A 24,292-nucleotide genomic window follows, 5' to 3' on the forward strand; every position below is an offset into this window, starting at 1 on the left:
GCTACACGGGGATAGGCAGCGAGAGACCACCGAGAAACCATTAAGGAAGTGCGGCGTGCCGCGGGAAATGACGCGTGGCGCGTGCAACTGCCGTATCGAGTTCCATCACCGCGGCATTGCCTTGGAGATGCGCGAGTTCATACAGTCGCGGCAGACCGGACTGGACCGACTCCATCACCTCTTCGCGTGTGGCGGCGCGTCCCTCCGCATACCAGAAGGTCTGCTCGGGCTCGCCGATCTCGAACAGCACGCCGCCGGGCGCCTTGAACGGCTTATACGAACGGGTGACCCACACCAGCGCGACGCCCGGGTTACGCGAGAGGCCGAGGCCTGCCGGATCGACGCGGTCTTCGGGAAGGCCGCTTTCGCGCCGAACAGCTTTCGGACGCGCGAGGAACGGGCAGGCCGATGCCGCGAACTTCGCGCAGTCGGTGTGCGACGGCGGCTCGCTCGAAGTACGGTTGACGGCGCACATCGGGCCAATGACGAATGCCATGTACTTACCGAGCGGCTCGCCGCAAAGCCAGCAGCAATGCCGGTTGTGGCAGATCGCCAACTTCTTCTGGTCAGCGACACGGAAGTCAGGCTTACCGTCAATCCACGCGACGAAGTACGGCACTGGATAGCCGCGCTCGTCGAGCGGCAGAGCGCGCATACGCGCAGGGAGTTCGGGAAGGCCTTCGCGCAGCTGCTGGCTCATCGGTAATCCATCACGGAGAACGCGCCGCGACCACGCCTCCGTAAGAGCCCGGTCATCGTTCGCGGGGGCGGGGAGATTGAAATCGAACGCAGCGTCGAAACGCTTCGAGACCGTGGTCGCTGTCCAGGCGATTGCGCCAGACGATGCGAGTGCGAGGCCGATATAACCAAGCGCGTCCATGGCTTCAGTCCTCGTCGGTGTCATTGGCGGCGCGGCGCTTGATGTCGACGACGTCGTCGTCGAAACCCAGCGTCGTCTGGATCACTGCGGCGCGCGGCGCGATCGGGCGACCGGCGCGGCGCTGCGGGCGGCCGACGATCTGTGCGCGAACTGCGGCCTGCACGGCGGCGCGCACAGCGGGATTGAGCAGCGCTTCATCGGGCGATCCCTCGACGCCGAGCGTGCGGCACGCTGGCGCGAGAAGATCGTCTGGAAGGCGGGTAGGAGTCGGGCGCATCGCCGTCTCACATGCAGCGCGCAGACTTCACGCACGCAACGTCCTGCGAGCTGGCGGCCATCTCGGCCTCATAGGCCGAATAGCCATGCCAGAGCAGGTACACGAAGAACACGCCGAGGAGCGCGAGAACGTTGCGCGCAAAACGGAGCGCCGATTTCACGGTGCGAACGCCACGCCTCGGCCGGATCGCAGGTTCGGATTGACGGATGTCGCTCATCTCAAACCTCACCAATGCCGCGAAAGGGGGTGGTGGCGTCCTCGAATAGAATGGGGGCCGCGAACCAACCCATCCCAACCACAACGAGGAGCCACCGTGAACTTGCACAGGGAACACGCAAACGTGCCGCCAAGGCGAAACCCACCACCCCAGCCGGCACCGCCGTCACCGCAACGAATATCGGGAGATCACGATGAATCAGAGCTACGAGCGCACAAAGTACGAAGCAAAGCTGGACGTTAGTTATGGCCAGTGCTGGAACGCGTTGAACGAACGGTTCTTCGGTCGCATCGACTGGATATTCGGCGCGATCACGTTGCTCGGCGGTAGCGCGATCGTGTACACCGTAACCGCTGACCACAAGGTCGCAGCCGCGTGGGTTGCCGGCGTCGTGGCAGCGGGCGCTATTCTTGAACGCACAATCGGTGCGACCGAGAAGAAGCTGGAGCATCGGGCAATGAAAGCCAGATTCGCCGACCTGAAGGCTCGAAGCGATTCGATGAGTCTCGACGAACTCGACGCCGAACTCGTTCGCCTGCAGGCCGAGGGCCCGTCGGGCATGAAGGGACTTGACGACGTCGCTTACAACGCGAACGTCAGAACTGCCGGCCGCGAGGACTGGGTAGCTCCGTTGAATTTGTGGAGCAAATTTCTTCGCGCGATGGCATGAATTGAGGTCGCCGTAAAGACGCGCGCTCCGCACTGCGGTTGCGCGCGTTCTACTTTTTGCGCCGCAGGCAACAGCGCGCAGGCCGCGCTGGCTTGGCATTGTTTGCTGTTGCTGGGACATCGTTCGCTCCTGTGTTGCGATCTGTTGGAGCGAAGCATAGAACCTGTGGTTCTTATTGTAAAGAACCTAAGGTAACTTTTTTTGTAACCGAGGTTCTGATGGGCGAAAAAAAGCCCGCGCAAGGCGGGCTTTTCGGTAGGCGGGAATGCCCGATTACGTCTGGGGCGGAACTGCCGATTGCACAGTCTGCGGCGTTATGTACAGTCTGCCGGCGGGCAACTGTTCTCCGTCTACGATTGCATGTGCCTTGATGACGTGTGCATTTGCAATAAGGTACGGACTGAGTACCAGCGTCATTGAAGAGGAGTAGCGAGTCACTGGATCGGGTCCTTCAGCGCGAATCTTCACGTTCTGAAGGGTCATTTCCAATTGCTCTTTGGGGATCTCGCCATAAGCGATCACGTTGCCATCTACCGTCAGGGAAAAGCCGAGCGACGTGAAGGGCTTCTCGGTTGGAGTCATGCAACCCAGCACGCAGCACAGCTTCGATAAGACAAACGGCGCGACTGGAACGAACAATTCGCCCGAATATATGCCCATTACTGACAACTTGTTTCCAAGCTCTGGGCGAACGTCATCGCAAAAATGACTGTAGGCTACACGCGTCATTTGTTCTCCACGATAACCGTGTCGTTTCGTGCGGAAGTTGGCGGGCTCAGAAGGGTATCAGCCTCCAGAGGCAGAACCAGCTCCGCTAGCTGATCGATTGAGGTGTTCAGTGCCAAGGCCATCTTGCGTGCCGTAACCAGTTGAATGCCGAGCTTCCTGGCCTCGATCTTCGCAATGTGCGGCTGGGTCATTCCGGTTTTGGAGGCCAGGTCACTTTGGGACAAACCCTTCGCCATTCTCAGTTCCGCCAAGGATGAAGGAGGCCGTCCCCCGGCAATCTCGGCGGCGAGCGCCGCGCGAGCGGTCCTTTTTCGCTCGCGATAAGCCGGGTCGGCTGCCTCCCTTGCCGCGGACTCGGCACTGCGCCGGCGCGGGCGTTGCTGCGGCGCGACCTCGCTGGCGGCGCTCACAGTCACCACTTGGCGCGTCGCAGGGATGCCCCCGGACTGCACTACGGTGATGCCTTCAGTGATATTTGGGGAGCCCGAGCCTGTCATACTCGTCGCGGATCCGCTGTGAAATTGGGTGATCAAATTCATATCCATAATATGTGTCGTCTCCCTCGAACTCTGCGCCTTCCGGACGCTTGCGGACAACGGCCAGAAGATGGATCTCTTCTTTGGTGCCGTCATATGCATAGAGGATCCTGAACTGCCCCAAAGCTCTCAACGGTCTCAATCGGTACACGAAATAGCCGGCGTCGCGGAAGCATCCAACGAGCTGGCAGTTGAAGATGGGATCAGGATAGTTCTGCTCCTCGCGATCGCGCGTCAGCTTCCACACCGCTTCTTCGCTTTCATCGACCTGATCAAGAAATGCATCAATCTTGTCGGCCGTAAGGGTAGAACCCTCGCGGGCAGAAATTACTTCCAGATCAGCTCGCAGATACGCGCCGTTGACAAGTTCTGGGGCCGCCACTATATCACGCAGTATATAAATTCGGTTATCGGAAACTCAAGGGCGAACTTGAGTCCTCCGTTCGCCTGCGCTTGTTGGCCGCACGCTTAGTGCGAACCTAAATATCCATCGAGCATGCCTACCGACATTTCGAGGCACCACCCCAGCACCGCCAGCCGATGAAGTTCGGCCACCCGTATAGCTGTCGGGACAATGTTTCCGCCGCGTGTGATCGCAAAGCGCACGTCAGTGACTACTTCAGCATCCGATTGCTTTTCCTGGTAAGCGCGGGCTGCCTTATAGCTGGCCAGGTCTACGACATCAGGTTCCGTGTTTTCGTGGGTCATGTGGTTTGCCGTCCTCGGAGTGCGCTGCCGATCGGACGTCGGCTCGCGTGCGCCTGGCGAAGTCAGCCGCGGATGTTGACCCAGACGGGATATCGCCAGAATCTGAGTTTTGAGCATCCGCAGAATTAACATTTCCTTGATCAGAAGGCGCTTTCTGCTCCTGACCTACGGTTTGGGAACTCAACATCAAGAGTATTGCGGCTCGGATCGCAGGATCCATCTTGCCTCGCGCTGCCATCACTGCCGCGCCAAGGAGAGTTGCATCATCGGCAGTTAGGCGAGCGGCTCGCGTTTGCTCGTCAACTGCCGACAGGATCTTCGCGAACGCAAAGTCTCGCGGCGACTGGTTGCGCGGCGGCGCGTCCACGTGTCCCTCGGGAATCGGCGTAATTGTTCCGCCTACTACATATGTCTCGTAGTGCAGCCCAGTGTGGGGATTGAAAAGCGATGAGCGCTTGTCGCCGGTACCTTTGGCCAGCCACTCGAAATTGACGCGAAGCCAATCGGCCATCGCTTCCATCCGAATCTGCTCGGGCATTGCTTCGCCTTCGAGCCACTTCCTCGCGCCCTTCTGCGAAACCTGCATCTGATCGGCGAGCGCCTGCTGCCGACCGCGTCCCTTAGCCGGAAATTTGATGTCGTCGAGCGCCTCGTTCAGGCGTGCCGCGAAAGCCTGTCGTCTTTCTTCAATAACCATAGGTTCTATTGTCCACGCCGGCGGCTCAGAAATCAGTTCTTGCATTTTGGTAACCGTAGGTTCTAAAATTCCCGCCATGAACCTCATCGAACAAGCGATCCAGCACGCCGGCGGAGTCACTGCCTTTACCAAGGCTTTGAATGAGCTGATTGAGCGACCGGTTACGTACCAGGCCGTAAAGAAGTGGGCGGCGCGCGGTCGCCTGCCGAGGACGGAATGGACCGGCGAGTCTCATTACGCATCCGCGATCGAGCGTGTGACCGGCGGCCAGGTGTCGCGAGAGAGCTTGCTGAACCCCGTCGCCGCGCCGGCTGCCGTGCAACACGAGGAGGGCGTTTGAAATGCGCCAGTTCAAATCGAAGTTTGCGCGTCGCGGCGGCCGACTGACCCGGAGCACGAAGACCTTCCCTGGCAGCGACTGGAGGGAAGCGCTTAACCAACGGGCGAGAGAGATCAACGCGTTCCGTCGCGCTTCACTCCCGCTTCCCAATTTCGAAACGGGTATGCGCGGGCCGGCACTCAAGAAAGGCGAGGTTATCCGGCTGGAGCGTCCGGTGGAGTTGACGTGGCCCCCGGGGACTCGACTATCGTCCAGTCCGCCAATGACGCAGGAAAGACAACAGGCGGCAACGAATCCCATAGGTCCCATCCGGTCCGTTGCAAGAGCACTGCATCGGCGACTGCTCCGGCTGATTCCCAGCGTTTGGGGACCACGGTGAGCCGCTTGACGATCCTTCCATTCGACGCAAGTTCCGGCGTTTCGAAGATGAGCAACCAATCTTCTGGTCGACGTATGTCCGGTCGTATCGTCAGCGTCCCGAATGGCGAACGGTACACATACACGTACAACGCGCTGTCGGTCATGAGGGTTCCTTTTAGTGAGGAAACGGTACGTGTAGGAGCCACCCATTCTAAACGGGGTGTGAATCCCCACCCGCACGAGGAGGGCGTCCGAGATGAGAGTCAGTTCGGCATTTGAGGCTCTTGCCCCTGTGACAAGAATGCGGCGAGTGCTTGGAGAAGCGACGGCAGTGAGTTTTGCGGCACCTGAACCGGAAAGCGTCCCAAGGCAAGCAGATCGAACACGAGTACCGGATCCCCAGTCAGCGCTTCTTGCTGAATGGTTATCGACTTCGGGTGTACGACAGATAACGGTGCGGGCTGTGCCGGGGGCGCCGGTGATTCCTTGCTTTGCAACGCGATGATTTCTTCCTGGATCTTTCGCGTCGCGATCATGAAGTCCGGCATTGGTAGCCGGAAGCTGCGGTCGGCTCCATCGTCCGTGCGAGCTTCGATCTCGACGGCGTCGTTCGCGAAGTTGCAGCTCAGAAGTCTGATGGTTTCCATGAGGGTTCCTTTCTGTGAAGAAGCGGTGCGTGTGGGAGCCACCGATTCTAAACGGGCTGTGAACCCTCACCAATTTCATGCGTGCGCTCGAATGGGCGCCGCGTAACGCTTTTTCGGTTTTCATTTTTAACCCATCTAGCCATGGAGGTCGTAATGCGACGCCGCGTGCAGTACCGAAATGAAGTTAAGACCCGCCTGCCGGACCGCGTGTATTGCGGCCTGCAGGCATTCAAGCGCCTGCAGGGTATCGAGAGCGATTCCGCGGCGCTGTGTCGTCTCGCCGAGCTGCAGCTGTTCGGCACGGTTGGGAATTTGCCTGTGAACCTGATGGACGTCAGTGCCGAAACGGCCCGCGGCGGGATGGTGTTGGCCTGATGAGCGAAGACAAGGCCAGCGTGCTGGTTACGCTGCCAGCGCCCGAAGCGGCGGAACTGGCGGTGAGGGCGGCGAGGGAAGGGGTCTCGACACCAGTCTTGCTGGGCTATCACGTGCTGCGAAGCGCATACGGCGCATTGCATCCGTTAGTCCACGAATTCGAATCGCGGCCCAAGCCGGGACGCGGTGGGAGCGATTAGGCAGTGCTCGTCTGTTCAACCAGGTCTCCGCACAAGTGCATTGGCGAGTGCCAGTTCACTTATGCGGGGGTTGGGTCTTGCGTGAGTGCGTGTACGAAGGCGATGAGCCGCCAAATCATTCTGCAGCGCGTGGAGGCAGCATTCCGGGGAGTGTGAATTGATACATCAGAAACAGCTTAGTGAAGATGGCGAGGTTATCGATCTCGTCATCTTCTACCACGGGCGTTTCGTGACTGGCCTCATTGCCGAGTGTGCGAACTCGATGTGCAAAATCTTTCATGTTGCTTGTCAGGCGGCCCGTCTCGGCGAGTTTCTCTATGCGCGCATAGAGCGTCCCTTTCAGATCCGGGTCGACCTCGCGAAGGCCGGCTTCGAGAGCTCTCCTGTAGGCGTTTCCTGCTGGACCGCGAAAGCCTGCTATGCGCAACTGCTCGGCCTCTGTAAAGGCGCGGGCCGCTGCAGCCGGCAAGTGATCGGGAACGTCTGGCGCAGGAGGCTTTGGGAACCAGCCGCTGATTGCGATTTGAGGGTTGCTGTCGATAGCAATCTGAAGTGTCTCTAGCGCAACGCTCACCGCTGGATAGATAACGAATGCGGATCCCGTCACTCCTCGTTTGCACGCGTTGCAAATGCCGAAGATCTCCACGGCGTTCGTTCCGTTGTTCACTTTTCCGGAATGAAGGTGAGTAGCGATGACAGAGAACGATGTGTTGTCACGCAAGCAGTGCGGACATTTGATAGCGAAGGTTGCCATGGATAAGAGAGCTGAACTCAGTCGCATTGACAAGGAAATAGGCGTCGCCCTCGCGATGCCTGCCGCCGACACCACTCGTCGGCTCGCGGAACTATACCGTATCGCCGAACCGAAGGAGCCGTTCGTAATTGCGCTTATCGGCCGCCTTGTCGCGACGGTTCATGGGGGCAATCCCTGATGTCTTTCCATCTTTCCAATCTGACGTGGGACATCGAGCTGCGCGCGATGCCGAAGATCGTGCTGCTGTGCCTGTCGCACCTGAGCCTGCAGAGTACGTGCGAATGCGAAGTCACGGTGCGCCGGCTGTCGTTCATGTGCGGCATGTCGCCTAGCGCCGTGCGCACGCACGTCGAAGCGCTCGTGAGCCGAGGCTTCGTCGACGAGATCGGCGCCGACGGCCGGACGTTTTACCGCGTGAAAGTGGCGGCGCGCGATGAGCAGCAATGACATCCAGCCCGCGCGGCCGATTAATGCTGGTCTCGTCGAGGCCGCGATCCGCCGACACGTCGATCATCGCGCGAACGTCCTGATCCCCGAGGCGACCGTTCGCAGCACGACCGGTGCCGAGTATCGGGCGGATTTCATCATGGTTTCAAAAGCAAGCTTTGCGACTGAGCTCGAGGTGAAGATCTCGATCGGCGACTGGCGCAAGGATCTGTCGAAACCGAAGTGGGTGAGCATGCCCGACTGGATCACTCGCTTCATCTATGTCGTGCCCGAGCAGCTCGGCATGCCCGCTTGGGTGCCAGCGCAGGCTGGCATCTGGCATGTGAAGGCCGCACGCATCGACCATTTCAGCACGCAGCCTGACGGTTACGAGATTGTGGTCGCGCGCGCACCGCACGTTCTCGGCCGTCAGAAGGTTTCCGAGGCGGTTGTCGCTCGCTGGCACCGCAATCTCTACTACCGCTACTGGGAACAGCGCATCGATGCGCAGCGCCGTATCCCTCGTCATATCCGCGAAGGTGTCGCATGAGAGCCGCAGACGTATTGCGCGAGTTGGGACGCCCGATCGCCTATTACCCGTATCTCTCCCGCTATCTCGGCGGCGTCAATGCCGCTGTGCTGTTCTGCCAGATCTTCTATTGGCAGGACAAGACCACGAGCGAACTCGGCGTGCACAAGACGTCGGCCGAGCTGGAGAACGAGACAGGCCTGTCCTATGAGGAACAGCGGTCAGCGCGCGCCGCGCTGCGCGATTCAGGCGTGCTGATCGAGACCGAGAAGCGCATCGAGCACAAGATCTATTTCCGCATCGACGAGGACGCGCTCGAGCAAATCCTCGCCGCTGGGCCCGCAGCTAAAAAGCCTCGCAAAGCGCGCGCGCCGAAGTCCAAAAAGCCCGCTCCACCGCTTGGTAAAAGTCCACTTCCCGAAATGGGAAAAGTCCATTCCGGGGAATTGGAAAAGTCCAGTTCGGGAAATGGGGAAAGTCCACCTCGCGAAGTGGACAAAGACCAGCCCCCCAACTTGGAAAACCCTTCTCCGCCGACCGGGCAAAACCTTGTTCGCGGAGCGGGCGAAGTCCAGGTCGTTAACGTTGGGGTGACTACTGCAGAGACTACAGCAGCAGCAACGCGCGCGAGCGACGCTGTGGATAACTCTGCTGCCGCTGCTGCTGATTCGAAAAACGAAAAGCCGGACACCGAACTCCAGCTCGCTGGCTTGCTGATCGAACTGGAGCGCGCTCGGGGCAAAGAGCTGACGATCGATCGGAGCCGCGATCGCGTCCACGTGCTGCGCTGGGTCGCCGACGGCTTGACGCTCGAGCAGCTGCGCGAGGCGCACGCATCTGCGGTGGCGGCGCGCAAGCGCGATACCGATGACCGCCCGACATACGTCGGCTTCGTGGCCACGTTCGTCGACGCGCTGCTCGCCGCCGAAAACGCGCCGCCGGGCAGTACGGCTGGCGCTGATCCCGCCGAATGGCACCTCACGCCCGAGGGCGTCGATGCACGCGCCGCCGAGCTCAGCGTGCGGCCGCGCAAGGCCGAAGAGGATTGGCGCTACTACCGCGTGCTCGTCGTCAAGGCTTCGAAAGACCGCCGCGCCGCCGAATTCGTCCTGGCCGACGCCACGCGTTTCAACGCCCTCGACCTCTACCAATTCGCTCGCCGGGCGTTCGGCGATGCGCTTATGCCGATTGACGACTATGCGTCCTGAGTTCGAACCCAGCGCGCCGCCGCGCACGTGCGTGACCAGCCGCCATGGAGGCCTGAACCCGCCGGCGAATCTACCCATGGCGTGCCGCCACCCGATTTCGCCGCTCGATCCGATCAACGGCTGGGTGAGCACATGCGCATCCATGCGCAGCCTCGCGGGCTCGTGCGGACCGCATGCCGACCTGTGGGAAGCGCGACCGGTGCCCGAGCGCACGTCGTTCTTGCGATCGCTCTGGACGGTTCTCACCGGGAGGCTGTTTTGAAGACCGCGATCAACGCCGACGGCACGTCGTTCATTGGCAATGGCTCGCTGACGCAGAAGCTGGCGCGTTGCCGCTTCTGCGGCTCCGCCGCTGGCGACGTCCGTGACGATCAGATCGAGTTTGATTCGTGGGTGGCAAGCATTGATTGCAGCTCGTGCGACGCCACGCTGACGATTCAATACTGCCTGCCGTCCTCCGAAGAGGCGATCGCGCACGTTGTCGCTATCTGGAACGGTGGTCTATGAGCAAGGGAGCCGTTCGCCTTCCGCAAAGTGCCGTGCGCGGCGGCATGGTCGGTACCGCACGCATCGTTAGCGAGATAGCTGGTGCGGCGGCGCGCATGCAGTCGACCGCGCTCGTTCCGCTCGACCCTTCGATATCACGGATGGTGGGCGGCGCGCTGACGCCTGTCGAGCGCATGCAGCAGCTCGGCCGAGGCGCGCGCGGCAAGCAGAACAAGACCGAAACCGCGTACGAGACGGAAGTACTCAAGCCGCAGCTGCACGCCGGCGAGATCCTTTGGTACCGCTTTGAGGCAATCAAGCTGCGCCTCGCGGACAACACGTTCATCACCATCGATTTTCCCGTCATCACGGCAGCTGGCCAGCTCGAATTCCGAGAGGTGAAAGGCCGCTGGACAGACGACGCGCGCGCAAAGACGAAGGTCGCGGCCGCGCAATACCCGTTTCGATTTCTCGCCATTCAACGTGACGGCCGCCATGGCTGGCGCGTGGAAGACCTCACCAGTCGCAGTTGGTGATAACCATCGACCCCGGAGCATCCCCATGAGCTACTCGATTAGTTTCACCGTACCCACGAAAGCGGAAGCGAAGGCGCGCGTCGCCTCCGAAATGGACGCGATCGTCGCATCGCAGCCGCTCCACCGCATTGACCGCGATCCGGTTGTCGCAATCGCCGGATCTTTCATCGACCTGCTTCGCGACGACGATTCGAAAGACGTTCAGGTCATCCTTTCCGGCTACCTGTCATACGACGGCCATTCGTTCGACGACGTGAAACCGAATCTGAACACGTTGTCCGTGAGCGCGGTCGCATACAGCGTTCCGCGCGCCGCTATCGCAACCGATGCCGACGTCGGCGATGCCGCCGAAGCCGAAGATCGTGCAGCTGAGGATCGCGCGGCCGACGCTGAAGCGCTCGACGACGATACGTCCGACGAGGATCGCAAGGCTGATCCGGACGACGGCGACGCTGTGCGCGCAACGGAAGGCTGACAGCGGAGCCACGCATGCGCATGACGTTCATCATCCCGGCCGCGTTCACTGTATACGACGTGCCACAGCGCGACAGGCCGCCTTGCGTGCTCGAGCTGGAGGTGATCGAGCTCGTGCGCATGCGAAGTAATCCCGGCTGGAAGTTCCGCAACTCGCTGCGCCGCGGCGTGCGCACGACCTATCTCGCGTACGTGCGCCTGCCCGGTTGGATCACTGCGCCGGAGAGCTGGCCACGGCTCGATAGTGGCGAGGTTCAGCTTGGCGTGCCATTGCACTTCAATCAGCGAGTGCCGATTCCGGAATTCCCGCCGAACAGTGATCGCATCCGCGTCGATGACGTAGTGCAACTGCGGGGCGAACCGTGCTGACACGCAAGAAACCGCTGCAGCGCACAGAGTTCAGGCGCAAGCCGCATTCGCCGTTCAGCAGCCTTACGCCGCGCAAGCAATGGCTGCGCAACAGCGAGATCAAGCGCCGCACGCGCAAAAAGCGCGAATGGCACGACGCGAAGATGCGCGATGCCTGCCGCGACCAGATCTGCTATCTGCGCGTCCCATTGCTTTGTCCGCTGCGCGATCCGGAGGAAACGATCGTGCCCGCGCACAGCAACGAGAGCGAGCACGGGAAGGGCGGCGCGCGTAAGGCAGATGACAGATACACGGTGCCTGCGTGCTTCTGGTGCCACGCGTGGCTCGATCAGGGTGATGCGCCGCGTGCGCTCAAGTTTTCGACATGGCGGCGCGGTTACCGCGAGTGGTCGCGCGTGCGCGATGGCGTCGTAGATGAATCAGTGGAGGAAATCGATGGATAAGCGGCGTGTCGATGCCGCTCAGGCGCCTGACTGGACGCCCGAGGAGGATGCGACGCTCGTGCGCATGTGGAAGGAGGGCAAGACGGCTAAGCAGATCCTGAAGGAGTTGCCCGGCCGCACGGAGCCCGCGCTCCGGAAGCGCCGCCCGCGCCTCGGTTTGGCGCGCCGCCGAAATATCGGGTCTGGCGTTCCGGTGCGTGTATCCGAAGTACTGATCTGGAAAGCGCTGAGACACCGCCGCGGCACGCGTAGCGAAGTGGCGGCGCGCGCGGGCGTCGGTCGTACGGCCATGTCCAACTTCATCAAAGAGAATCGCGCGCGCATCCACATTGTCGACTGGAAGCGCTCCGCGGACGGACCATATGTCGAAGTATTTGCCGCAGGCGCTGGCCAGGATGCCCCAAGGCCTGCAGCGATGTCGCGATCCGAAATTTACGCCCGCTATTGGGAACGATTGAAACGCGAGCGGCCTGCTGACGCCGCATTCCGCGTGAGTCGGGACAACATGCGGCGGCTGGAGCGCGAAGGCAAGTTGATCCGGCGCGATCCCGCTGCGGAAGCGCTATTCGGATCGGCGGCGCGCGCCGCATGACGGCAGAACTTGAGCAATGGGAATTCGGCAACCCGGCCGACGTGCTCGAGGAGAAAAGAGGTGAGCGGTGCGTTGGGTGCGATCACGCGGTATTGCGCAGAGATCCACTCGGCGCGCCGAAGCGGGTATGCAGGAAGGGCCACAAATACGGGAAGCGCTGTGCGCAATACAAGGAAACCAGCAATGACAGAAACGGTTGAAACACTATTCCGCACGCCGCAGGATGCACTGATATTCGCGTTCAACTATTCGATGCAACGCGCGGACCGCACGCTCGTCGATCGAATGGCGGCGCCAGCGGCGCGCACGGGCAAGGGGCTGAGCGGCAACGACGGCGCCGGTCAGGCGGGCATGATCAGGCGTGAGCTCGAGCAGCTCTCCGATATCGAGCGCGCCGTGCTGGTCGCACGCTTTGCACCGCGGTCGTGGCCGTGCGCGTGCGGCCGCGCATGCTGTTCCGGATACACGCCCAATCCGGAGTATCAGGAAGCGATCAGTCTGCTTACCCATGCGGCCATGAGCGTTCTCGCCGGCCGGATCGTGCATTACCAGCTTCGCCGTGGGCTGGTGGAGAAGGCGGCCGGCATGAAGGTTGAGATCAAGGCTCTCGCACTGAAATGCGAAGTGTCCGAGAAAACCGCAGAAGCGCATTGGCAGATCATAAAACTTTGGTTTCAGGGACGGTCGAAACCGAAAGTCAGACCGTCGAAGCGCAGGCGAGCCGCAGCTGGGGACGCCACGGCCGATGTCGTAGACGAGGCGCATCTGCACGATGAGGCAATCGAACTGCCTGAGGTGGCGAGTTCTGTGGATGGCCTTGAGTCCAAGGCCCGGAAACGTGCAGATGATATGCTTTCCACGCTGCCGTTCGTGGGATCAGCATACTAATCCAGCCAAGGACGTTGCCATGCAAGAAGTGATTAAGTGCCACGTAAGGGGGAATGAAGAGGTCTGGAGCGTCTTGCTGCTTGACGGTGATCGCGTAGTTGCGAGCGCCGCCGGGTTTCCGGACGCTGCGCGCGCCCGCGACGCGGCAGAGTACTTGCGATCCGGCGTGATGGCGGACTGGAAACTATCGAACCTTTATCAACCAGAGGACATCGAGGCCGCTATCGAGCCGCTAAAGGCGTCGGACGAAGAGTTGATGGACGACGATCCCACCGTCCAAGATGTCGCGCGCGTTCGAATCGGCGCGATCTTCGACGCAGCATGGCAGTCGATGCTTCGACGGCTTTACGCCATCCGATTTGACGGAAGCTCTTGACGATTTCCGTTTTCGACCGTAAATTACGCGTCAATCTGACACTGTGAATAAGTGTCCCCAAAGCCCCGAGTCGCTATCACGACCGGGGCTTTTTCATTGCTAACCCTACCTGAGATCTGGGTTCTTGATCTTCTCGACGATCTCATTAATAAGCGTCGAAAGATACACGGCGTCGTCCTTGGCGCCTTGCTCTGGAGTTCCGAGCGAGCCGTTTAGTTTGATTGCGCCGCTTTGCAGCCCGGCTTTGACGATTTCAACTGCGGCGTTTGAAGCGTCGCCCCGCGTATAGCTTGTTGGCATCTTTCTCTCCATGTGGTTAGAGAGAATCATCCTAGCAGAACGACGCTGACCTTTTGTTTGGTGCGCAATGAACAGACCGAAGTCCAAGGGCGCCGCGCCCAAGCTGGCGCGCCCGCGCCTCGGCGAGAGCGTTGTCGTGCGGGCGCCGTTCTTCGCGCAGCCGACAGTTGCGCTCGTGATCGGTCTGTACGAGGAAGACACGACCGACATCGCGGTGCAGGCCTTCCCCATTGGCCGCGACTCGCTGCAGATCCCGGCCATTCCGTATTTCGACAGCGAGCCGCCGTCGGACGTCCGTTCTGCAGCGTGGGCGGCTTGATTGCCTCCTGAATGTTCTCACCATGTCATCGCCGTTCACGATATCTGTCGCATCGAACGTGGCGGCTGTTGCACGGGGACTGTCGGACATTGAGCGTAAGCAACTGCCGTTCGCGATAGCACAGACGATCACGGCGGTCGCGCGCCTCGCGGCGAAGGCAGAGAAAGACGCAATGCCGAAGATCTTTGATCGGCCAACGCCGTTCACGGTCAACTCGGTCGCGGTGAAGGGTGCGACGAAGTCCAACCCTGAGGCCGTCGTCTACATCAAGGACATCGCGGCAGCCTACCTTGCGCCGTATGAGTTCGGCGGCACACACAAGCTCATCGGCTCTGGCAAGACGTGGCTGAATCCGAAGGATCTGACGCTGCTGAACAAGTACGGCAACTTGTCGACGACAACGCTCAACAGGCTAAAGGGCAGGCCAGACATCTTCGTTGGGACGATCAAGACGCGCAGCGGTGAAAGCATCGGCGGCGTATGGCAACGGCCCGCGCCCACGAAGGTGGTGCGTACGCCAGGTGGGAAGACGAAGGCACTGCGCGGCCAGAATCAGAGTGGACATTTGAAGCTGCTGATCAGGTTCGGTGATGCCAAGCCTGTCAGGCAGCACCTTGAGTTCGGTAGCCGTGCACAGGCGGTCGTGCAGCGCGCGTTCGCTGTCGAGTTCGGCAAGGCATTGGCGAGGGCTGTGGCGACACGGCGCCGGTGAGGCTAGCGGCGACGTGGACCGCCCGGAGAGCCCCGCCCAGCAAGGCTTCGCGCGATCTGCTTATTTTTTGAGCAGGGGGGAGGGGCGCGCACCAAGGTGGGGCGGGTCCTTCCACCGCCCTACCGGTACGCGGGCACTGCGCGCGCCCGTTTCTCCCGTTCTGTTGAGTAAAAAAATCCCGTTACACGTTACACCTATGGCGGCATCAAACGCAGCGCAAAGCCACGCGGCGTCTGGGAAGCGTGGTGTAACGGACGGTGGCGGCAAAACTCGGGGGAAGACGAAAACCGTTACACCGGCGGGCAGCGACGGAATGATCGGCAAGGCCGCGCTTTGCGAGGCGCTCGGCTGGACGCGGCCGAAGCTTGACCGTCGGCTCGAGAGCGATGCGAACTTCCCGATCGCGCAGCGCGGCACCCGTGCCGGCGGCTGGGCGTTCGATCTCGCCGCGGTCCGCGCCTATCTGGAAAGCGGATCGCGCGCGCCGTCGCCGGCACCGACGGCGGCCGCCGATGTTCACTTCGATCAGCGCAGCGATCCGAAGGCCTCGGGTAATCCGTACCCGGGCGCGAAGTACTCGGTCGTTCCGCCGGCGGGTGTCGAGCCCGTCGTTCACGCCGGTGAACAGAGCGCGCGGCAACGGCGCGACGCGGTGCAGGCTGAGATCCTTGAGGACAAGCTGCGGCGCGATCGCGGGGAACTGGTGCAGGCCGAGGTGATGCGCCAAGTGATCACGAAGATGCTCGTGCACCTCGGCAAGGGTCTTGACCGGCTCGCCGACCAGGTGGTCGACAAGCTCGGTCTCCCGCAGGAAAACGCCGACGACATCCGGGATCTGACCGACGACCTGCGTGCGACGATGGTCGACGAGCTGAATGTGCTGTTAGGTCCCGATGCTTGAGCATGCTTACGCCGACGCGTACCAGATCGGTCGCGAAGCTCTAGCGGCATTCATACCGCCGAAGCGCGAGACAGTGGCGCAGTACGCGGCGATGAATCGAAGGCTGTCCAATCAGGGCGGTGGTTTCGTTGGCCGCTGGCACCACGAGAAAGCGCCGTATCTCGTCGCGCCGATGGAGACGCTCACACGGCTCGACTATCTGACGACGGTGGTGGTCGGGCCCGGACAGTCGGGAAAAACGGAGATTGCTCAAAACTGGCTGCTGAAGTCGGTTGCCAATGACCCTGGCGACATGCTCTGGTACATGCAAACGGATCCGGGCCTCGAGGCGTTCGTCAAGAGCCGGATCAACACGCAGATCAGAAGCCACGCCGAGATGGCGATGAAACTCGGATCGAAGCCGGTTGACGATTCGCTTCACTTCAAGATGTTCGACGCGATGCGCGTTGAGTTTCTTTCGGCGAACGACAACAACCTGATCAACAAGTCGGCACCGCGAATCGTGGCCGACGAGGTCGACGCATATCCAGAGTCGCTCGGCGACATCAAGGCCGTGCTCGACGTGCGGCGCCAGACCTTTGGACGGCAGTCCATGCTGCTCGCGATGAGTCACCCGGACCGCGCTCGAGGGATGGTTCCGGAACGTGACTGGACCGCCGGCATCATGGCGCTGTACGGCGATAGCGATCGGCGCGTGTGGTACTGGCCGTGCCCGCACTGCGGTGCGTGGTCGAGTCCGGTCCCGATCGCAGCTCGATACATGACGCTGCACTATCAGGACGACTGGAGCCTCGACGAGATCCAGGAGAAGGCGCGGCTGGTCTGCCCCGTGAATGGCTGTCTGATCGAGGACCGCGAGCGGCGCGCCATGAACCTCGCTGCGTACCGCTCGCCATTCGGCGGGTGGGTCGGCGATGGGCAGGAGATCTCGCAGGACGGCATCGTGACCGGCGAGCTCGCGGCGCGCGACAGTGCCGGGTTCTGGATCGTCGGCGCCATGTCGCCGTTCATCCTGGGCGGCATCGGTGGCCTCGCACGTGCGAAAGCGAAAGCCGAGCGCGAGTATGAGGTCGACGGCGATGACAAGACTCTTCGTCAGGTCGTCGCGAAGCAGTGGGGCTTTCTGTATTCGCCCAAGCGGGGCACGGGATCGATCGACGCGAACGTGCTTGCCGAGCGCGCCGAGGCGGCGCTCAAGCTCGCGGAGATCCCCGAGGGCGTTCGGTTCCTCACTGCGGGTGTCGACGCGAACGGCGGGCGCTTCGAATGGCTGGTGCGAGGCTGGGGCGTCGACGGCGAAAGCTGGGTGATCGAGAAGGGGCGCCTGCTCGGCGATCCGGCGACGAACGCCGACGACTGGGACCAGCTGCTCGAGATCATCACACGCACGTATCCGCTGGCCGACGGCACGCGGCGCCGTATGCCGATTCGCGCGTTCGGTTTCGATAGCGGCGGCGAAGCGGGCGTGACGCAGCAGGCGTATTCCGCATGGCGACGCTGGCGAAAGATGGACGGCGTTGTCCGCCTTATCGGCAGGATCGCAGGGCGCGACGCGTGGACCGTACTTCCCACGAAGGGCGCCAGTGCGTTGCTTGCGCAGCGGCTTGTCGTGACGTATCCGGACACCGCGCGCAAATCAAACCGCGCGGCCGCCGGCGGCACCGTCCCCGTTGCGCAGTTCAACCCGAACAGCTTCAAGGATGATCTGTCGGGGCAGCTCCAGTCGGCCGAGGTCGGCGAGTGGTACGTGCATTTTCCATATGCGCTGCGCTCTCCCGAAGAACCTCACGTCTGGTTCGAGCAGCTGACCGCCGAGACGCGCGCGAAGAACGGGCGATGGGAGAAGGCCATCAAGAGCCGCCGGAACGAGGCGCTCGATCTGATGGTGCTCACGCACGTGATGGCGCATCTCCACGGCCTGTCGCAGATCGACTGGAACAAGCCGCCGTCGTGGGCGGCACCGTGGGACACGAACACATCCCTGATCGCGGGATCGGCCACACCGGCGCCGAGCGCGCCGCAATCGACGTCGGGCTCCGGCACCGCGCAGCAGAAGTCGAAATCCGCTGTTCACCGTTTTCGCTAAATCCTATGGCCACTACAGATCTCAGCTCGCCGTACTACGGCATGAGCGATGCGCAGCTGCAGGCCGCGCTCGCGCAGGCGCAGCAGGCCCTGATCGATCTGCGCACGGGTGAGAAGGCCGTCACGGTGTCGTACGCGCAGGGCGACGGTTCGAGGAGCGTGACGTTTCAGCAGACAAGCATGGCCAACCTGCGCATGTTGATCGCCGAGCTCCAACAGGCGCTCAACCCGGGCGTCTGTATCAATCGCCGCCGCTACATCACGCCGGTGTTCTGATGGGTAAAGACATCACGCTCGTCGACGTGCGCGGTAATCCCATTCGTCGTGCGCGCGGCGAGTATCCGAACGGTATGCCTCTCGGCAGCCAGATTGGCGCCGCGTATTTCCCGTACCAGGCCGCGGAATGGCAGACGCAGGAGATGGGCGCGTGGCTGCCGTGGATCCGTTCGCCCGATGCGGAGATCACGCAATTCCGCGATCGGATGGTCGCGCGCTCGCGCGATCAGGTTCGCAACGACGGGCGGTCGAGCGGTGGTATCACCAGGATACTCGACAACGCGATCGGCGCTTCGCTGCGGCTGTCCGCAGCGCCCGACTATCGCGCGCTGCGTCTGATCAGCGGGGCGAACTTCGATATCCAGTGGGCGAAGGAATTCGCGAGCGCTGCCGAGGCGCGCTGGCGCCTGTTCTCGAACGACCTTGGCCGTTACAACGACGTGTCGCGGCAGCTCACCGTCTCGCAGCAGCTGCGTCTTGCGCTGCGTCACAAGCTGATCGACGGCGAAGATCTGATCGTCAACTACTGGAAGCCCGAGCGCGTCGGCCGCGGCGCCGCACATTACGCGACGTGCTATCTCGTCGTGGACCCGGACCGCCTGTCGAACCCCATGCAAATGGTCGATACGAGGCACTTGCGCGGAGGCGTCGAGGTCGACGATGACGGCGTGCCGATCGCGTATCACATTCGCCGCGCGCACCAGAACGACTGGTACAACGCCGTCGAGAGCATGGAGTGGGAGCGTGTCGAGCGCGAAGATGACGACGGCTGGCGGCGCGTGATTCACGACTATGACCGCGATCGCGCTGGCCAGAACCGTGGTATTGGCGTGTTCATTCCGGTGCTGGCGCACGCGAAGATGCTCGCGCGCTACTACGGGATCGAGCTGCAGGCCGCAGCGCTCGCTGCGTCGATCGGCACGTATGTCACGAGCCCATACGATCCGGCCGAAGTGCAGGATGCGCTCGGGGGCGATCAGGAACTCAAGTTCTATCAGAGCCTGCGAAAGGAGTGGAACGATGAGCGCCCGGCCATGTTCAACGGTGTGCGTGTGCCGGCTCTCGCGCCGGGCGAAGAAATCAAGGCACTGACGTCCGATCACCCGCACAACGGCTTTACGGAGTTCGTGCACGAGATGCAGGGCTGCGTCGCCTCGGCGCTCGGCGTACCGATCGAGCAGGTCACGCAGGACTGGTCGAGAAGCAATTACTCGAACATGCGCGGCTCGATGCTCGAGGGCTGGAAGACGCTGATCCGCCGTCGGCTGGATTTTTCGGCCGGCACCGCGACGCCCATGTATGCAGTGTGGCTGCGCGAATCGATGGAGAACGACGAGCTGCCGCTGCCGAAGGGCGCGCCCGACTTCATTGAGGCAGCGACAGCCTACGCGGCGTGCTCGTGGCTCGGGCCCGCGCGTGGCTGGGTTGATCCCGTCAAGGAACCGCAGGGGTCCATTCTCAAGATGGATGCCGCACTCACCACGCTCAAGCAGGAAGCGGCCGAGCAGGGCCTGGACTGGGAAGAAGTCATCGATCAGCGGCAGATCGAGATCCAGGCATTCAGGGAGCGTGGCATGTCCCTGCCCGAATGGGGCGGCGCCGAACTCGCCTCGCGTACCGATGAACCTCCCGAAGAGCCAAAGGCAGCATGATCAACTATCCCCACCTGGCCACGCGGCTTTTCAATGTGCCTATCGCGATCCTGCCGCATAAGGCGGAAGTTGTGATGGCCGCGCTCGCGGACCGCTTCGGCATCTCGCATCTCTTTCGCGACGACGGCACGACGCTCGAGCTGGCGAACGGTGGCGCGCGCATGTTTCTCGATGCCGAGGACGATAGCGAAGAAGCGCAGTACAAGCCCTACGACGTCGCGCAGGGCGTCGCACGCATTCCGATCGAGGGCACCCTTGTGCACAAGCTCGGCATGCTGGAGCCATATTCCGGCATGACCGGCTATGACGGGATTCGAGCGCTGCTCAGCATGGCGCTCGGCGATCCGGATGTGCGCGCGATCATGCTCGATATCGACTCGCCGGGCGGCGAAGTGTCGGGATGCTTCGATCTGGTCGATGCGATCTACGAGGCACGCGGCCGCAAGCCAATCTGGGCAGTCCTCACTGAGAGCGCCTATTCGGCCGCCTACGCGATCGCGAGCGCCGCCGACAGGATCATCGTCCCGCGCACGGGCGGCACCGGCAGCGTGGGTGTGATCTGCATGCATGTCGACATGTCGCAGGCACTTTCGAAAGCCGGCATCGACGTCACGCTTATTCACTACGGCGCGAAAAAAGCCGACGGAAACGAGTTCAATCCACTGTCGAAAGAGGCGCTGGCGCGCTTCCAATCCGACGTCGACAAGATGGGCGAGATCTTCGTCAAGACCGTCGCCCGTAATCGCGATCTCAAAACGGCCGTCGTGCGCGACACGGAGGCCGGCACCTTTCTCGGCGCCGCCGGCGTCGAAATCGGCTTCGCCGATGCCGTCATGGCACCCGACGAAGCCTTCGCTTCCCTGCTCGACGAGCTGGGCTGACTCATCCCACCATCAGGGTAAATCCAATGAGCAATACGTTACGCAACCTCATGTCACGAGGTGGGTTGAGCTTCGCCCATCTCGGCCGCGGCTCTCGTGCATCAGACGAGAACGACAATTCGAACGACGACAGCGGCAAGGGCAAGAAAGGCAAGCGCGCGTCCGACGAGGACGATGGCCAGAATCGCGAGAATGGCGACGCCCGCGGAAGCCGCGCCGAAGGTGATGGTGACGGCGACGGCGATGGCGATGGCGACGGCGATGAAGACGGCGACCAGAACAACGGCAGCGGCAACGGCAAGAAGAGCAAGCGTGCGGCTGACGATGATAACAACAGCGATCCGGACGCCGAAGACGACGACGACGAGGAAGAGATGCGCGGAAACAGCGCGGCAGCTCGCGCGCGTCGTCGTGAACGCGCGCGCTGTGCCGCGATCTTCGCGAGCAAGGGCGCCGGTCGCAACCCGGTTCTGGCGTGCAAGCTCGCTTTCACGACGTCCATGACGCGCAGTGAGGCGATTGAGGTTCTCGATGGCTCGCCGGCACCGGAAGGCAGTCGGGGACGTCGCCAGAATCCGAACCTCGGAATCGACGGCGATCGCAGCGCGAGCAGCGAGCAGTCGATCGCGGCGAGCTGGGACGTCGCGTTCCAGAAAGCTGGCGCGAAGCGCCGCCGCTAAGCGCAGGCACCGTAGTCCAATCCCTCACTCTGGAATCCGATCATGGCTCAGACTCCTTTGCTCGAAAACCGGCACGATGGTGGCTTCATCGTGTCCGAAGCGCGCGGCCACCGCTCGCGCGACCCGATGACGTTCAGCGGTGCGGTGAAACACCTTCCCGGCGAGGTCGTCGCGAAGAAGGCGGGCGGCACTGCGGCGGCCGCGGCGAAGGCCGGCAACACCGGTAACGGTGCATTCACCCTCGATGCCACGACGCCGGTACTGCCCAACGCGCAGGCAGGCATCTACGTCGTGCGCTGCACGGCGGCCGCGGCGAACAGCGGCACGTTCCGCGTGTTCGATCCGACGGGCGACGTCATTGGCGACGTCGTCGTCGGGCAGACATTTTCCGATGGCATCAAGTTCGCGATCGCCGACGGCGCAACGGATTTCGTTGTCGGCGACGAGTTCGACGTCACGGTGTCACTCCTCTCCGCGTCGCTGGTGCCGCTGAATCCGACGGCCACCGACGGCACGCAGATCGCAGCTGGTATCGGGTTCGGCACCTACGATGCGACGTTGGCGGACGTGCCGGGTCTCGCGGTGGTCCGCGACGCCGAAGTGAACGGTGGCGAACTGATCTGGCCGGCGGGTATCACGACGGCACAGCTGAATGCCGCAAAGGGGCAACTCGCCGCGCTCGGGATCATCACCCGCTGACACCTGTCTCCGCAGATCTTCCTCGTTTGTCCCGTGGCCGCGTTCGCGGCCATTATTATTTTTGGAGCCGATAATGGCCAGTTTGGACGTTTTCCATCAGGATGCCTTCTCGACCATCCAGCTCACCGCTGCGGTCGACAAATATCCGTATCAGCCGCAGGGGCTCGGCGATCTCGATATCTTCGATGACGAGCCGATCCGTAATACGACGCTCGCTGTCGAACAGCGTCAGGGCCAGCTGATCCTCATTCCGACGTCGCCGCGCGGCGCCGAAGGCACGCAGCGTGTTACCGAACAGCGTCAGGCACGGTACTTCCGGGTGCCGCGTCTCATGCACAGCGACACGATCTACGCGAACGAAATCCAGGACATCCGCGCGTTCGGTACCGAATCCGAACTCATGCAGGTGCAGGCGGAAGTCGCGCGACGACTCAGCGGCCCCACGGGCATCCTGAAAAACATCGAGTACACGTGGGAATTTCACCGCGTGGGCGCAGTGCAAGGGCTGCTTCTCGATGCGTCGGGATCTGTGATCTACAACTTCTTCGACGAGTTCGGCATCACGCCCGCGGCGGAAGTACCTTTCGATCTCACTGCACAGGAGGCGAACAGCATCCGCCCGATCTGCAATGCCATCCGGCGCGCGATGATGCGCAAGGCACAGGGCGCATGGTTGCCGACGACGCGTGTGTATGCGATGTGCGGCGATGCGTTCTACGACGATTTCGTCAACCACGTCGACGTCATCCGCACGTACATCAACTGGTCGGCGGCCGCAGATCTTCGCGATGACAGCCAGGGCGCCGCGTTCGACACGTTCAAGTTCGCGGGCATCTACTGGATGAACTACCGCGGTTCGGACGACAACACGACGATCAAGATTCCGGACGACAAGGTCAAGTTCTTCCCGGTCGGCGCTCCCGGTGTCTTCCAGCGCGCGCTTGCTCCGGGCGAATCGTTCGAATGGGTCAACACGCCTGGCAAGCCGATGTACGTCATTCCCATCCCCGACCGCGATCGCAATTCGTTCTGGAAGATGGAAGGCTATTCCTACCCGCTGCATATCTGCACGCGGCCGGAAATGCTCCAGACCGGCCGCGCCGGCGCATAAGCCAATGCCGTTCGATTGGCGAGCCGCCACCGACAAGGTGAACGGCGTCGCGATGAAGGTGTTCGGTGAGCGCGAACGGGTGCTGTATATGCCCGTTTCTGGCACCGAGCCCTACGAGATCGACGGCATCTTCGACGAAGCCTTCCTCGAGCTCTCAATCGTCGACGGCGCACAGGTTGCGACGGTTCAGCCGCGTCTGGGGATCCAGCAATCGCAGTTCGCTTCGGCGCCGGCGCAGGACGACCAGCTGCAGATCATCCGCACAGGCCTCGTCTATGTCGTGCGCGAAGCGCGGCTCGATGGATGGGGCGGTGGCGGTCTCATGCTCAATCTGGTGAGTAACGTCAATGGCTGATCCCACCGGACGCGCTGCGATGCGGCAGTTGGTCGTGGCCGCATTGCAGGCAGCAGCTGCCGCTCCAACGATCCAGTCACCGGGGGACTGGAGCGTGCCACCGTCGAAGCTGCCCGCGATCCTCGTGCGAAATGGTGCCGAGCGTAAGGCGTCGTTAGGGACGAACGGGCAGACGCAGTTCAACACGGACTTCGTCATCGAGATCCGGGGGATCGTTTCCGGGTCGACTGCGGAGGTAGCGCAGGACGCCCTCGATACGCTCGGCGCGACCATCGAGGACATCCTGCTGCGCGACGTCGGCATTCGAGGCGAGACGCAGGACTTCCCGGCCATCGATACAACGACGGAATACAGCTCGGACGGTCGCGTGCATTTCGCGGCCGTCAGTATCGCGTTGCACTTCCAGATCTATGAGGCCTTCGAGCCCGATGTGAATAACACACTCGAGCGCATGCAGCTCACCGTCGACCTCGCGAGCCCGTTTGACCCGAACGGGACGTATCCCGATCCGCCATTCCCCGACGCAATTCCACCGGCACCTCGTTCCACGGGGCCCGACGGGCGTGCAGAGGGTGTCATCGACCTCGATTTTTCTGATTAGGAG

Annotated in this window: 39 protein-coding genes; 28 read left to right on the plus strand and 11 right to left on the minus strand. The window is 62.1% G+C overall.

Annotated elements, in window-relative coordinates:
* Window positions 1-40 precede the first annotated feature (40 nt).
* The 3 genes from KFO72_RS07510 to KFO72_RS07520 all read right to left on the minus strand — a co-directional run bounded on the left by KFO72_RS07510 (window position 41) and on the right by KFO72_RS07520 (window position 1,374).
* Entirely contained in the window at window positions 41-700 is a 660-nt protein-coding gene (locus KFO72_RS07510) for a hypothetical protein (protein ID WP_225031774.1), read from the minus strand.
* A 184-nt stretch (window positions 701-884) separates the two neighbouring features.
* Entirely contained in the window at window positions 885-1,157 is a 273-nt protein-coding gene (locus KFO72_RS07515) for a hypothetical protein (protein ID WP_225031775.1), read from the minus strand.
* 7 nt (window positions 1,158-1,164) lie between these two features.
* Entirely contained in the window at window positions 1,165-1,374 is a 210-nt protein-coding gene (locus tag KFO72_RS07520; protein ID WP_225031776.1) for a hypothetical protein, read from the minus strand.
* Window positions 1,375-1,567: 193 nt separating this feature from the next.
* Here KFO72_RS07520 and KFO72_RS07525 point away from each other — a divergent pair, with 193 nt between their 5' ends.
* Window positions 1,568-2,044, plus strand: coding sequence for a hypothetical protein (locus KFO72_RS07525; protein WP_225031777.1), 477 nt, complete (start codon window positions 1,568-1,570; stop codon window positions 2,042-2,044).
* 273 nt (window positions 2,045-2,317) lie between these two features.
* Here the strand turns inward: KFO72_RS07525 and KFO72_RS07530 are convergent, their stop codons facing one another.
* From KFO72_RS07530 to KFO72_RS07550, 5 genes are all read right to left on the minus strand, one after another.
* On the minus strand, window positions 2,318-2,773 hold the full coding sequence (locus KFO72_RS07530; protein ID WP_225031778.1) for a hypothetical protein: 456 nt from the start codon (window positions 2,771-2,773) through the stop codon (window positions 2,318-2,320).
* Window positions 2,770-3,183: a helix-turn-helix domain-containing protein gene (locus tag KFO72_RS07535; protein ID WP_225031779.1), complete on the minus strand. Its 414-nt coding sequence runs from the start codon at window positions 3,181-3,183 to the stop codon at window positions 2,770-2,772. Before KFO72_RS07535 ends, KFO72_RS07530 begins: the two co-directional genes overlap by 4 nt.
* Before the next feature lie 55 nt (window positions 3,184-3,238).
* Window positions 3,239-3,691 (minus strand): hypothetical protein, encoded by a 453-nt coding sequence (locus KFO72_RS07540; protein WP_225031780.1) that lies wholly within the window; start codon window positions 3,689-3,691, stop codon window positions 3,239-3,241.
* Window positions 3,692-3,777: 86 nt separating this feature from the next.
* Window positions 3,778-4,017, minus strand: coding sequence for a hypothetical protein (locus KFO72_RS07545; protein ID WP_225031781.1), 240 nt, complete (start codon window positions 4,015-4,017; stop codon window positions 3,778-3,780).
* Window positions 3,992-4,759, minus strand: coding sequence for a helix-turn-helix domain-containing protein (locus KFO72_RS07550; RefSeq protein WP_225031782.1), 768 nt, complete (start codon window positions 4,757-4,759; stop codon window positions 3,992-3,994). The genes KFO72_RS07545 and KFO72_RS07550 overlap by 26 nt, the downstream gene beginning before the upstream one ends.
* Window positions 4,760-4,790: 31 nt before the next feature.
* On the opposite strand from KFO72_RS07550, the gene KFO72_RS07555 reads away from it, so the two are divergent.
* Entirely contained in the window at window positions 4,791-5,054 is a 264-nt protein-coding gene (locus KFO72_RS07555; protein ID WP_225031783.1) for a helix-turn-helix domain-containing protein, read from the plus strand.
* A 623-nt stretch (window positions 5,055-5,677) separates the two neighbouring features.
* On the opposite strand, the gene KFO72_RS07560 is transcribed toward KFO72_RS07555, so the two are convergent.
* Entirely contained in the window at window positions 5,678-6,061 is a 384-nt protein-coding gene (locus tag KFO72_RS07560; RefSeq protein ID WP_225031784.1) for a hypothetical protein, read from the minus strand.
* Window positions 6,062-6,214: 153 nt separating this feature from the next.
* Between KFO72_RS07560 and KFO72_RS07565 the strand changes: the two genes are divergently transcribed.
* Window positions 6,215-6,436 carry a hypothetical protein gene (locus tag KFO72_RS07565; RefSeq protein WP_225031785.1) on the plus strand — a complete coding sequence of 74 codons (222 nt, stop codon included), beginning with the start codon at window positions 6,215-6,217 and terminating at the stop codon, window positions 6,434-6,436.
* Window positions 6,436-6,636 (plus strand): hypothetical protein, encoded by a 201-nt coding sequence (locus KFO72_RS07570; protein ID WP_225031786.1) that lies wholly within the window; start codon window positions 6,436-6,438, stop codon window positions 6,634-6,636. Before KFO72_RS07565 ends, KFO72_RS07570 begins: the two co-directional genes overlap by 1 nt.
* Before the next feature lie 115 nt (window positions 6,637-6,751).
* Here the strand turns inward: KFO72_RS07570 and KFO72_RS07575 are convergent, their stop codons facing one another.
* Window positions 6,752-7,282, minus strand: a complete 531-nt coding sequence (locus tag KFO72_RS07575) for a DUF4145 domain-containing protein (RefSeq protein WP_225031787.1) — start codon at window positions 7,280-7,282, stop codon at window positions 6,752-6,754.
* 46 nt (window positions 7,283-7,328) lie between these two features.
* On the opposite strand from KFO72_RS07575, the gene KFO72_RS07580 reads away from it, so the two are divergent.
* The 12 genes from KFO72_RS07580 (at window position 7,329) to KFO72_RS07635 (ending at window position 13,717) form a co-directional block, all read left to right on the plus strand.
* Window positions 7,329-7,568, plus strand: coding sequence for a hypothetical protein (locus KFO72_RS07580; RefSeq protein WP_225031788.1), 240 nt, complete (start codon window positions 7,329-7,331; stop codon window positions 7,566-7,568).
* Window positions 7,568-7,837, plus strand: a complete 270-nt coding sequence (locus tag KFO72_RS07585; protein WP_225031789.1) for a MarR family transcriptional regulator — start codon at window positions 7,568-7,570, stop codon at window positions 7,835-7,837. The genes KFO72_RS07580 and KFO72_RS07585 overlap by 1 nt, the downstream gene beginning before the upstream one ends.
* Window positions 7,824-8,366, plus strand: coding sequence for an MmcB family DNA repair protein (locus KFO72_RS07590; protein WP_225031790.1), 543 nt, complete (start codon window positions 7,824-7,826; stop codon window positions 8,364-8,366). The genes KFO72_RS07585 and KFO72_RS07590 overlap by 14 nt, the downstream gene beginning before the upstream one ends.
* Window positions 8,363-9,553 carry a hypothetical protein gene (locus KFO72_RS07595; protein WP_225031791.1) on the plus strand — a complete coding sequence of 397 codons (1,191 nt, stop codon included), beginning with the start codon at window positions 8,363-8,365 and terminating at the stop codon, window positions 9,551-9,553. Before KFO72_RS07590 ends, KFO72_RS07595 begins: the two co-directional genes overlap by 4 nt.
* Window positions 9,554-9,811: 258 nt before the next feature.
* Entirely contained in the window at window positions 9,812-10,060 is a 249-nt protein-coding gene (locus KFO72_RS07600; RefSeq protein WP_225031792.1) for a hypothetical protein, read from the plus strand.
* Window positions 10,061-10,092: 32 nt separating this feature from the next.
* Window positions 10,093-10,575 (plus strand): hypothetical protein, encoded by a 483-nt coding sequence (locus tag KFO72_RS07605; protein ID WP_225031793.1) that lies wholly within the window; start codon window positions 10,093-10,095, stop codon window positions 10,573-10,575.
* Window positions 10,576-10,600: 25 nt separating this feature from the next.
* A complete protein-coding gene (locus KFO72_RS07610) occupies window positions 10,601-11,050 on the plus strand; it encodes a hypothetical protein (RefSeq protein ID WP_225031794.1) in 450 nt (149 codons plus the stop codon).
* Window positions 11,051-11,064: 14 nt separating this feature from the next.
* A complete protein-coding gene (locus KFO72_RS07615) occupies window positions 11,065-11,418 on the plus strand; it encodes a hypothetical protein (protein ID WP_225031795.1) in 354 nt (117 codons plus the stop codon).
* The gene (locus tag KFO72_RS07620; protein WP_225031796.1) at window positions 11,412-11,861 is read left to right on the plus strand and encodes a hypothetical protein; all 450 of its coding nucleotides are present in this window, start codon (window positions 11,412-11,414) and stop codon (window positions 11,859-11,861) included. The genes KFO72_RS07615 and KFO72_RS07620 overlap by 7 nt, the downstream gene beginning before the upstream one ends.
* A gap of 58 nt (window positions 11,862-11,919) precedes the next feature.
* Window positions 11,920-12,453 (plus strand): hypothetical protein, encoded by a 534-nt coding sequence (locus tag KFO72_RS07625; RefSeq protein ID WP_225031797.1) that lies wholly within the window; start codon window positions 11,920-11,922, stop codon window positions 12,451-12,453.
* A 183-nt stretch (window positions 12,454-12,636) separates the two neighbouring features.
* Window positions 12,637-13,341, plus strand: a complete 705-nt coding sequence (locus KFO72_RS07630) for a hypothetical protein (protein ID WP_224099630.1) — start codon at window positions 12,637-12,639, stop codon at window positions 13,339-13,341.
* Window positions 13,342-13,360: 19 nt separating this feature from the next.
* Window positions 13,361-13,717 (plus strand): hypothetical protein, encoded by a 357-nt coding sequence (locus tag KFO72_RS07635; protein ID WP_225031798.1) that lies wholly within the window; start codon window positions 13,361-13,363, stop codon window positions 13,715-13,717.
* A gap of 105 nt (window positions 13,718-13,822) precedes the next feature.
* Here KFO72_RS07635 and KFO72_RS07640 read toward each other — a convergent pair whose 3' ends face one another.
* The gene (locus KFO72_RS07640) at window positions 13,823-14,017 is read right to left on the minus strand and encodes a hypothetical protein (RefSeq protein ID WP_225031799.1); all 195 of its coding nucleotides are present in this window, start codon (window positions 14,015-14,017) and stop codon (window positions 13,823-13,825) included.
* Window positions 14,018-14,084: 67 nt separating this feature from the next.
* Here KFO72_RS07640 and KFO72_RS07645 point away from each other — a divergent pair, with 67 nt between their 5' ends.
* The 12 genes from KFO72_RS07645 (at window position 14,085) to KFO72_RS07700 (ending at window position 24,289) form a co-directional block, all read left to right on the plus strand.
* Window positions 14,085-14,336: a hypothetical protein gene (locus KFO72_RS07645; RefSeq protein WP_225031800.1), complete on the plus strand. Its 252-nt coding sequence runs from the start codon at window positions 14,085-14,087 to the stop codon at window positions 14,334-14,336.
* A gap of 22 nt (window positions 14,337-14,358) precedes the next feature.
* The gene (locus KFO72_RS07650) at window positions 14,359-15,048 is read left to right on the plus strand and encodes a hypothetical protein (protein ID WP_225031801.1); all 690 of its coding nucleotides are present in this window, start codon (window positions 14,359-14,361) and stop codon (window positions 15,046-15,048) included.
* A gap of 313 nt (window positions 15,049-15,361) precedes the next feature.
* Window positions 15,362-15,949: a hypothetical protein gene (locus KFO72_RS07655; protein ID WP_225031802.1), complete on the plus strand. Its 588-nt coding sequence runs from the start codon at window positions 15,362-15,364 to the stop codon at window positions 15,947-15,949.
* A gap of 91 nt (window positions 15,950-16,040) precedes the next feature.
* The gene (locus KFO72_RS07660) at window positions 16,041-18,035 is read left to right on the plus strand and encodes a terminase gpA endonuclease subunit (protein ID WP_225031803.1); all 1,995 of its coding nucleotides are present in this window, start codon (window positions 16,041-16,043) and stop codon (window positions 18,033-18,035) included.
* Between the two features lie 5 nt (window positions 18,036-18,040).
* A complete protein-coding gene (gene gpW / locus KFO72_RS07665; RefSeq protein ID WP_180719673.1) occupies window positions 18,041-18,310 on the plus strand; it encodes a gpW family head-tail joining protein in 270 nt (89 codons plus the stop codon).
* Window positions 18,310-19,962, plus strand: a complete 1,653-nt coding sequence (locus KFO72_RS07670) for a phage portal protein (RefSeq protein ID WP_225031804.1) — start codon at window positions 18,310-18,312, stop codon at window positions 19,960-19,962. The genes gpW and KFO72_RS07670 overlap by 1 nt, the downstream gene beginning before the upstream one ends.
* Window positions 19,959-20,843, plus strand: coding sequence for a S49 family peptidase (locus tag KFO72_RS07675; protein WP_225031805.1), 885 nt, complete (start codon window positions 19,959-19,961; stop codon window positions 20,841-20,843). Before KFO72_RS07670 ends, KFO72_RS07675 begins: the two co-directional genes overlap by 4 nt.
* Window positions 20,844-20,869: 26 nt before the next feature.
* Window positions 20,870-21,523: a hypothetical protein gene (locus KFO72_RS07680; protein ID WP_225031806.1), complete on the plus strand. Its 654-nt coding sequence runs from the start codon at window positions 20,870-20,872 to the stop codon at window positions 21,521-21,523.
* Between the two features lie 42 nt (window positions 21,524-21,565).
* Window positions 21,566-22,222 (plus strand): head decoration protein, encoded by a 657-nt coding sequence (locus KFO72_RS07685; protein WP_225031807.1) that lies wholly within the window; start codon window positions 21,566-21,568, stop codon window positions 22,220-22,222.
* Window positions 22,223-22,295: 73 nt separating this feature from the next.
* Complete coding sequence (locus tag KFO72_RS07690) at window positions 22,296-23,333, plus strand: major capsid protein (protein WP_225031808.1); 1,038 nt, start codon at window positions 22,296-22,298, stop codon at window positions 23,331-23,333.
* 4 nt (window positions 23,334-23,337) lie between these two features.
* A complete protein-coding gene (locus tag KFO72_RS07695; RefSeq protein ID WP_225031809.1) occupies window positions 23,338-23,688 on the plus strand; it encodes a hypothetical protein in 351 nt (116 codons plus the stop codon).
* A complete protein-coding gene (locus KFO72_RS07700; RefSeq protein ID WP_225031810.1) occupies window positions 23,681-24,289 on the plus strand; it encodes a hypothetical protein in 609 nt (202 codons plus the stop codon). Before KFO72_RS07695 ends, KFO72_RS07700 begins: the two co-directional genes overlap by 8 nt.
* Window positions 24,290-24,292 lie beyond the last annotated feature (3 nt).

It is taken from the genome of Paraburkholderia sp. XV, from assembly GCF_020177535.1.
GTDB classification, from domain to species: Bacteria; Pseudomonadota; Gammaproteobacteria; order Burkholderiales; family Burkholderiaceae; genus Paraburkholderia; species Paraburkholderia caribensis.

Bases quoted from the DNA above. Each gene is read 5' to 3' on its own strand.
- KFO72_RS07640 (WP_225031799.1), bottom strand. From the start codon at position 14,017: ATGCCAACAAGCTATACGCGGGGCGACGCTTCAAACGCCGCAGTTGAA.
- KFO72_RS07670 (WP_225031804.1), top strand. From the start codon at position 18,310: ATGGGTAAAGACATCACGCTCGTCGACGTGCGCGGTAATCCCATTCGT.
- KFO72_RS07680 (WP_225031806.1), top strand. From the start codon at position 20,870: ATGAGCAATACGTTACGCAACCTCATGTCACGAGGTGGGTTGAGCTTC.
- KFO72_RS07545 (WP_225031781.1), bottom strand. From the start codon at position 4,017: ATGACCCACGAAAACACGGAACCTGATGTCGTAGACCTGGCCAGCTAT.
- KFO72_RS07630 (WP_224099630.1), top strand. From the start codon at position 12,637: ATGACAGAAACGGTTGAAACACTATTCCGCACGCCGCAGGATGCACTG.
- KFO72_RS07560 (WP_225031784.1), bottom strand. From the start codon at position 6,061: ATGGAAACCATCAGACTTCTGAGCTGCAACTTCGCGAACGACGCCGTC.
- KFO72_RS07570 (WP_225031786.1), top strand. From the start codon at position 6,436: ATGAGCGAAGACAAGGCCAGCGTGCTGGTTACGCTGCCAGCGCCCGAA.
- gpW (WP_180719673.1), top strand. From the start codon at position 18,041: ATGGCCACTACAGATCTCAGCTCGCCGTACTACGGCATGAGCGATGCG.
- KFO72_RS07585 (WP_225031789.1), top strand. From the start codon at position 7,568: ATGTCTTTCCATCTTTCCAATCTGACGTGGGACATCGAGCTGCGCGCG.
- KFO72_RS07655 (WP_225031802.1), top strand. From the start codon at position 15,362: ATGATCGGCAAGGCCGCGCTTTGCGAGGCGCTCGGCTGGACGCGGCCG.
- KFO72_RS07515 (WP_225031775.1), bottom strand. From the start codon at position 1,157: ATGCGCCCGACTCCTACCCGCCTTCCAGACGATCTTCTCGCGCCAGCG.
- KFO72_RS07580 (WP_225031788.1), top strand. From the start codon at position 7,329: ATGACAGAGAACGATGTGTTGTCACGCAAGCAGTGCGGACATTTGATA.
- KFO72_RS07525 (WP_225031777.1), top strand. From the start codon at position 1,568: ATGAATCAGAGCTACGAGCGCACAAAGTACGAAGCAAAGCTGGACGTT.
- KFO72_RS07590 (WP_225031790.1), top strand. From the start codon at position 7,824: ATGAGCAGCAATGACATCCAGCCCGCGCGGCCGATTAATGCTGGTCTC.
- KFO72_RS07595 (WP_225031791.1), top strand. From the start codon at position 8,363: ATGAGAGCCGCAGACGTATTGCGCGAGTTGGGACGCCCGATCGCCTAT.
- KFO72_RS07675 (WP_225031805.1), top strand. From the start codon at position 19,959: ATGATCAACTATCCCCACCTGGCCACGCGGCTTTTCAATGTGCCTATC.
- KFO72_RS07650 (WP_225031801.1), top strand. From the start codon at position 14,359: ATGTCATCGCCGTTCACGATATCTGTCGCATCGAACGTGGCGGCTGTT.
- KFO72_RS07530 (WP_225031778.1), bottom strand. From the start codon at position 2,773: ATGACGCGTGTAGCCTACAGTCATTTTTGCGATGACGTTCGCCCAGAG.
- KFO72_RS07615 (WP_225031795.1), top strand. From the start codon at position 11,065: ATGCGCATGACGTTCATCATCCCGGCCGCGTTCACTGTATACGACGTG.
- KFO72_RS07635 (WP_225031798.1), top strand. From the start codon at position 13,361: ATGCAAGAAGTGATTAAGTGCCACGTAAGGGGGAATGAAGAGGTCTGG.
- KFO72_RS07610 (WP_225031794.1), top strand. From the start codon at position 10,601: ATGAGCTACTCGATTAGTTTCACCGTACCCACGAAAGCGGAAGCGAAG.
- KFO72_RS07700 (WP_225031810.1), top strand. From the start codon at position 23,681: ATGGCTGATCCCACCGGACGCGCTGCGATGCGGCAGTTGGTCGTGGCC.
- KFO72_RS07550 (WP_225031782.1), bottom strand. From the start codon at position 4,759: ATGCAAGAACTGATTTCTGAGCCGCCGGCGTGGACAATAGAACCTATG.
- KFO72_RS07690 (WP_225031808.1), top strand. From the start codon at position 22,296: ATGGCCAGTTTGGACGTTTTCCATCAGGATGCCTTCTCGACCATCCAG.
- KFO72_RS07685 (WP_225031807.1), top strand. From the start codon at position 21,566: ATGGCTCAGACTCCTTTGCTCGAAAACCGGCACGATGGTGGCTTCATC.
- KFO72_RS07520 (WP_225031776.1), bottom strand. From the start codon at position 1,374: ATGAGCGACATCCGTCAATCCGAACCTGCGATCCGGCCGAGGCGTGGC.
- KFO72_RS07645 (WP_225031800.1), top strand. From the start codon at position 14,085: ATGAACAGACCGAAGTCCAAGGGCGCCGCGCCCAAGCTGGCGCGCCCG.
- KFO72_RS07510 (WP_225031774.1), bottom strand. From the start codon at position 700: ATGAGCCAGCAGCTGCGCGAAGGCCTTCCCGAACTCCCTGCGCGTATG.
- KFO72_RS07555 (WP_225031783.1), top strand. From the start codon at position 4,791: ATGAACCTCATCGAACAAGCGATCCAGCACGCCGGCGGAGTCACTGCC.
- KFO72_RS07695 (WP_225031809.1), top strand. From the start codon at position 23,338: ATGCCGTTCGATTGGCGAGCCGCCACCGACAAGGTGAACGGCGTCGCG.
- KFO72_RS07565 (WP_225031785.1), top strand. From the start codon at position 6,215: ATGCGACGCCGCGTGCAGTACCGAAATGAAGTTAAGACCCGCCTGCCG.
- KFO72_RS07660 (WP_225031803.1), top strand. From the start codon at position 16,041: ATGAATCGAAGGCTGTCCAATCAGGGCGGTGGTTTCGTTGGCCGCTGG.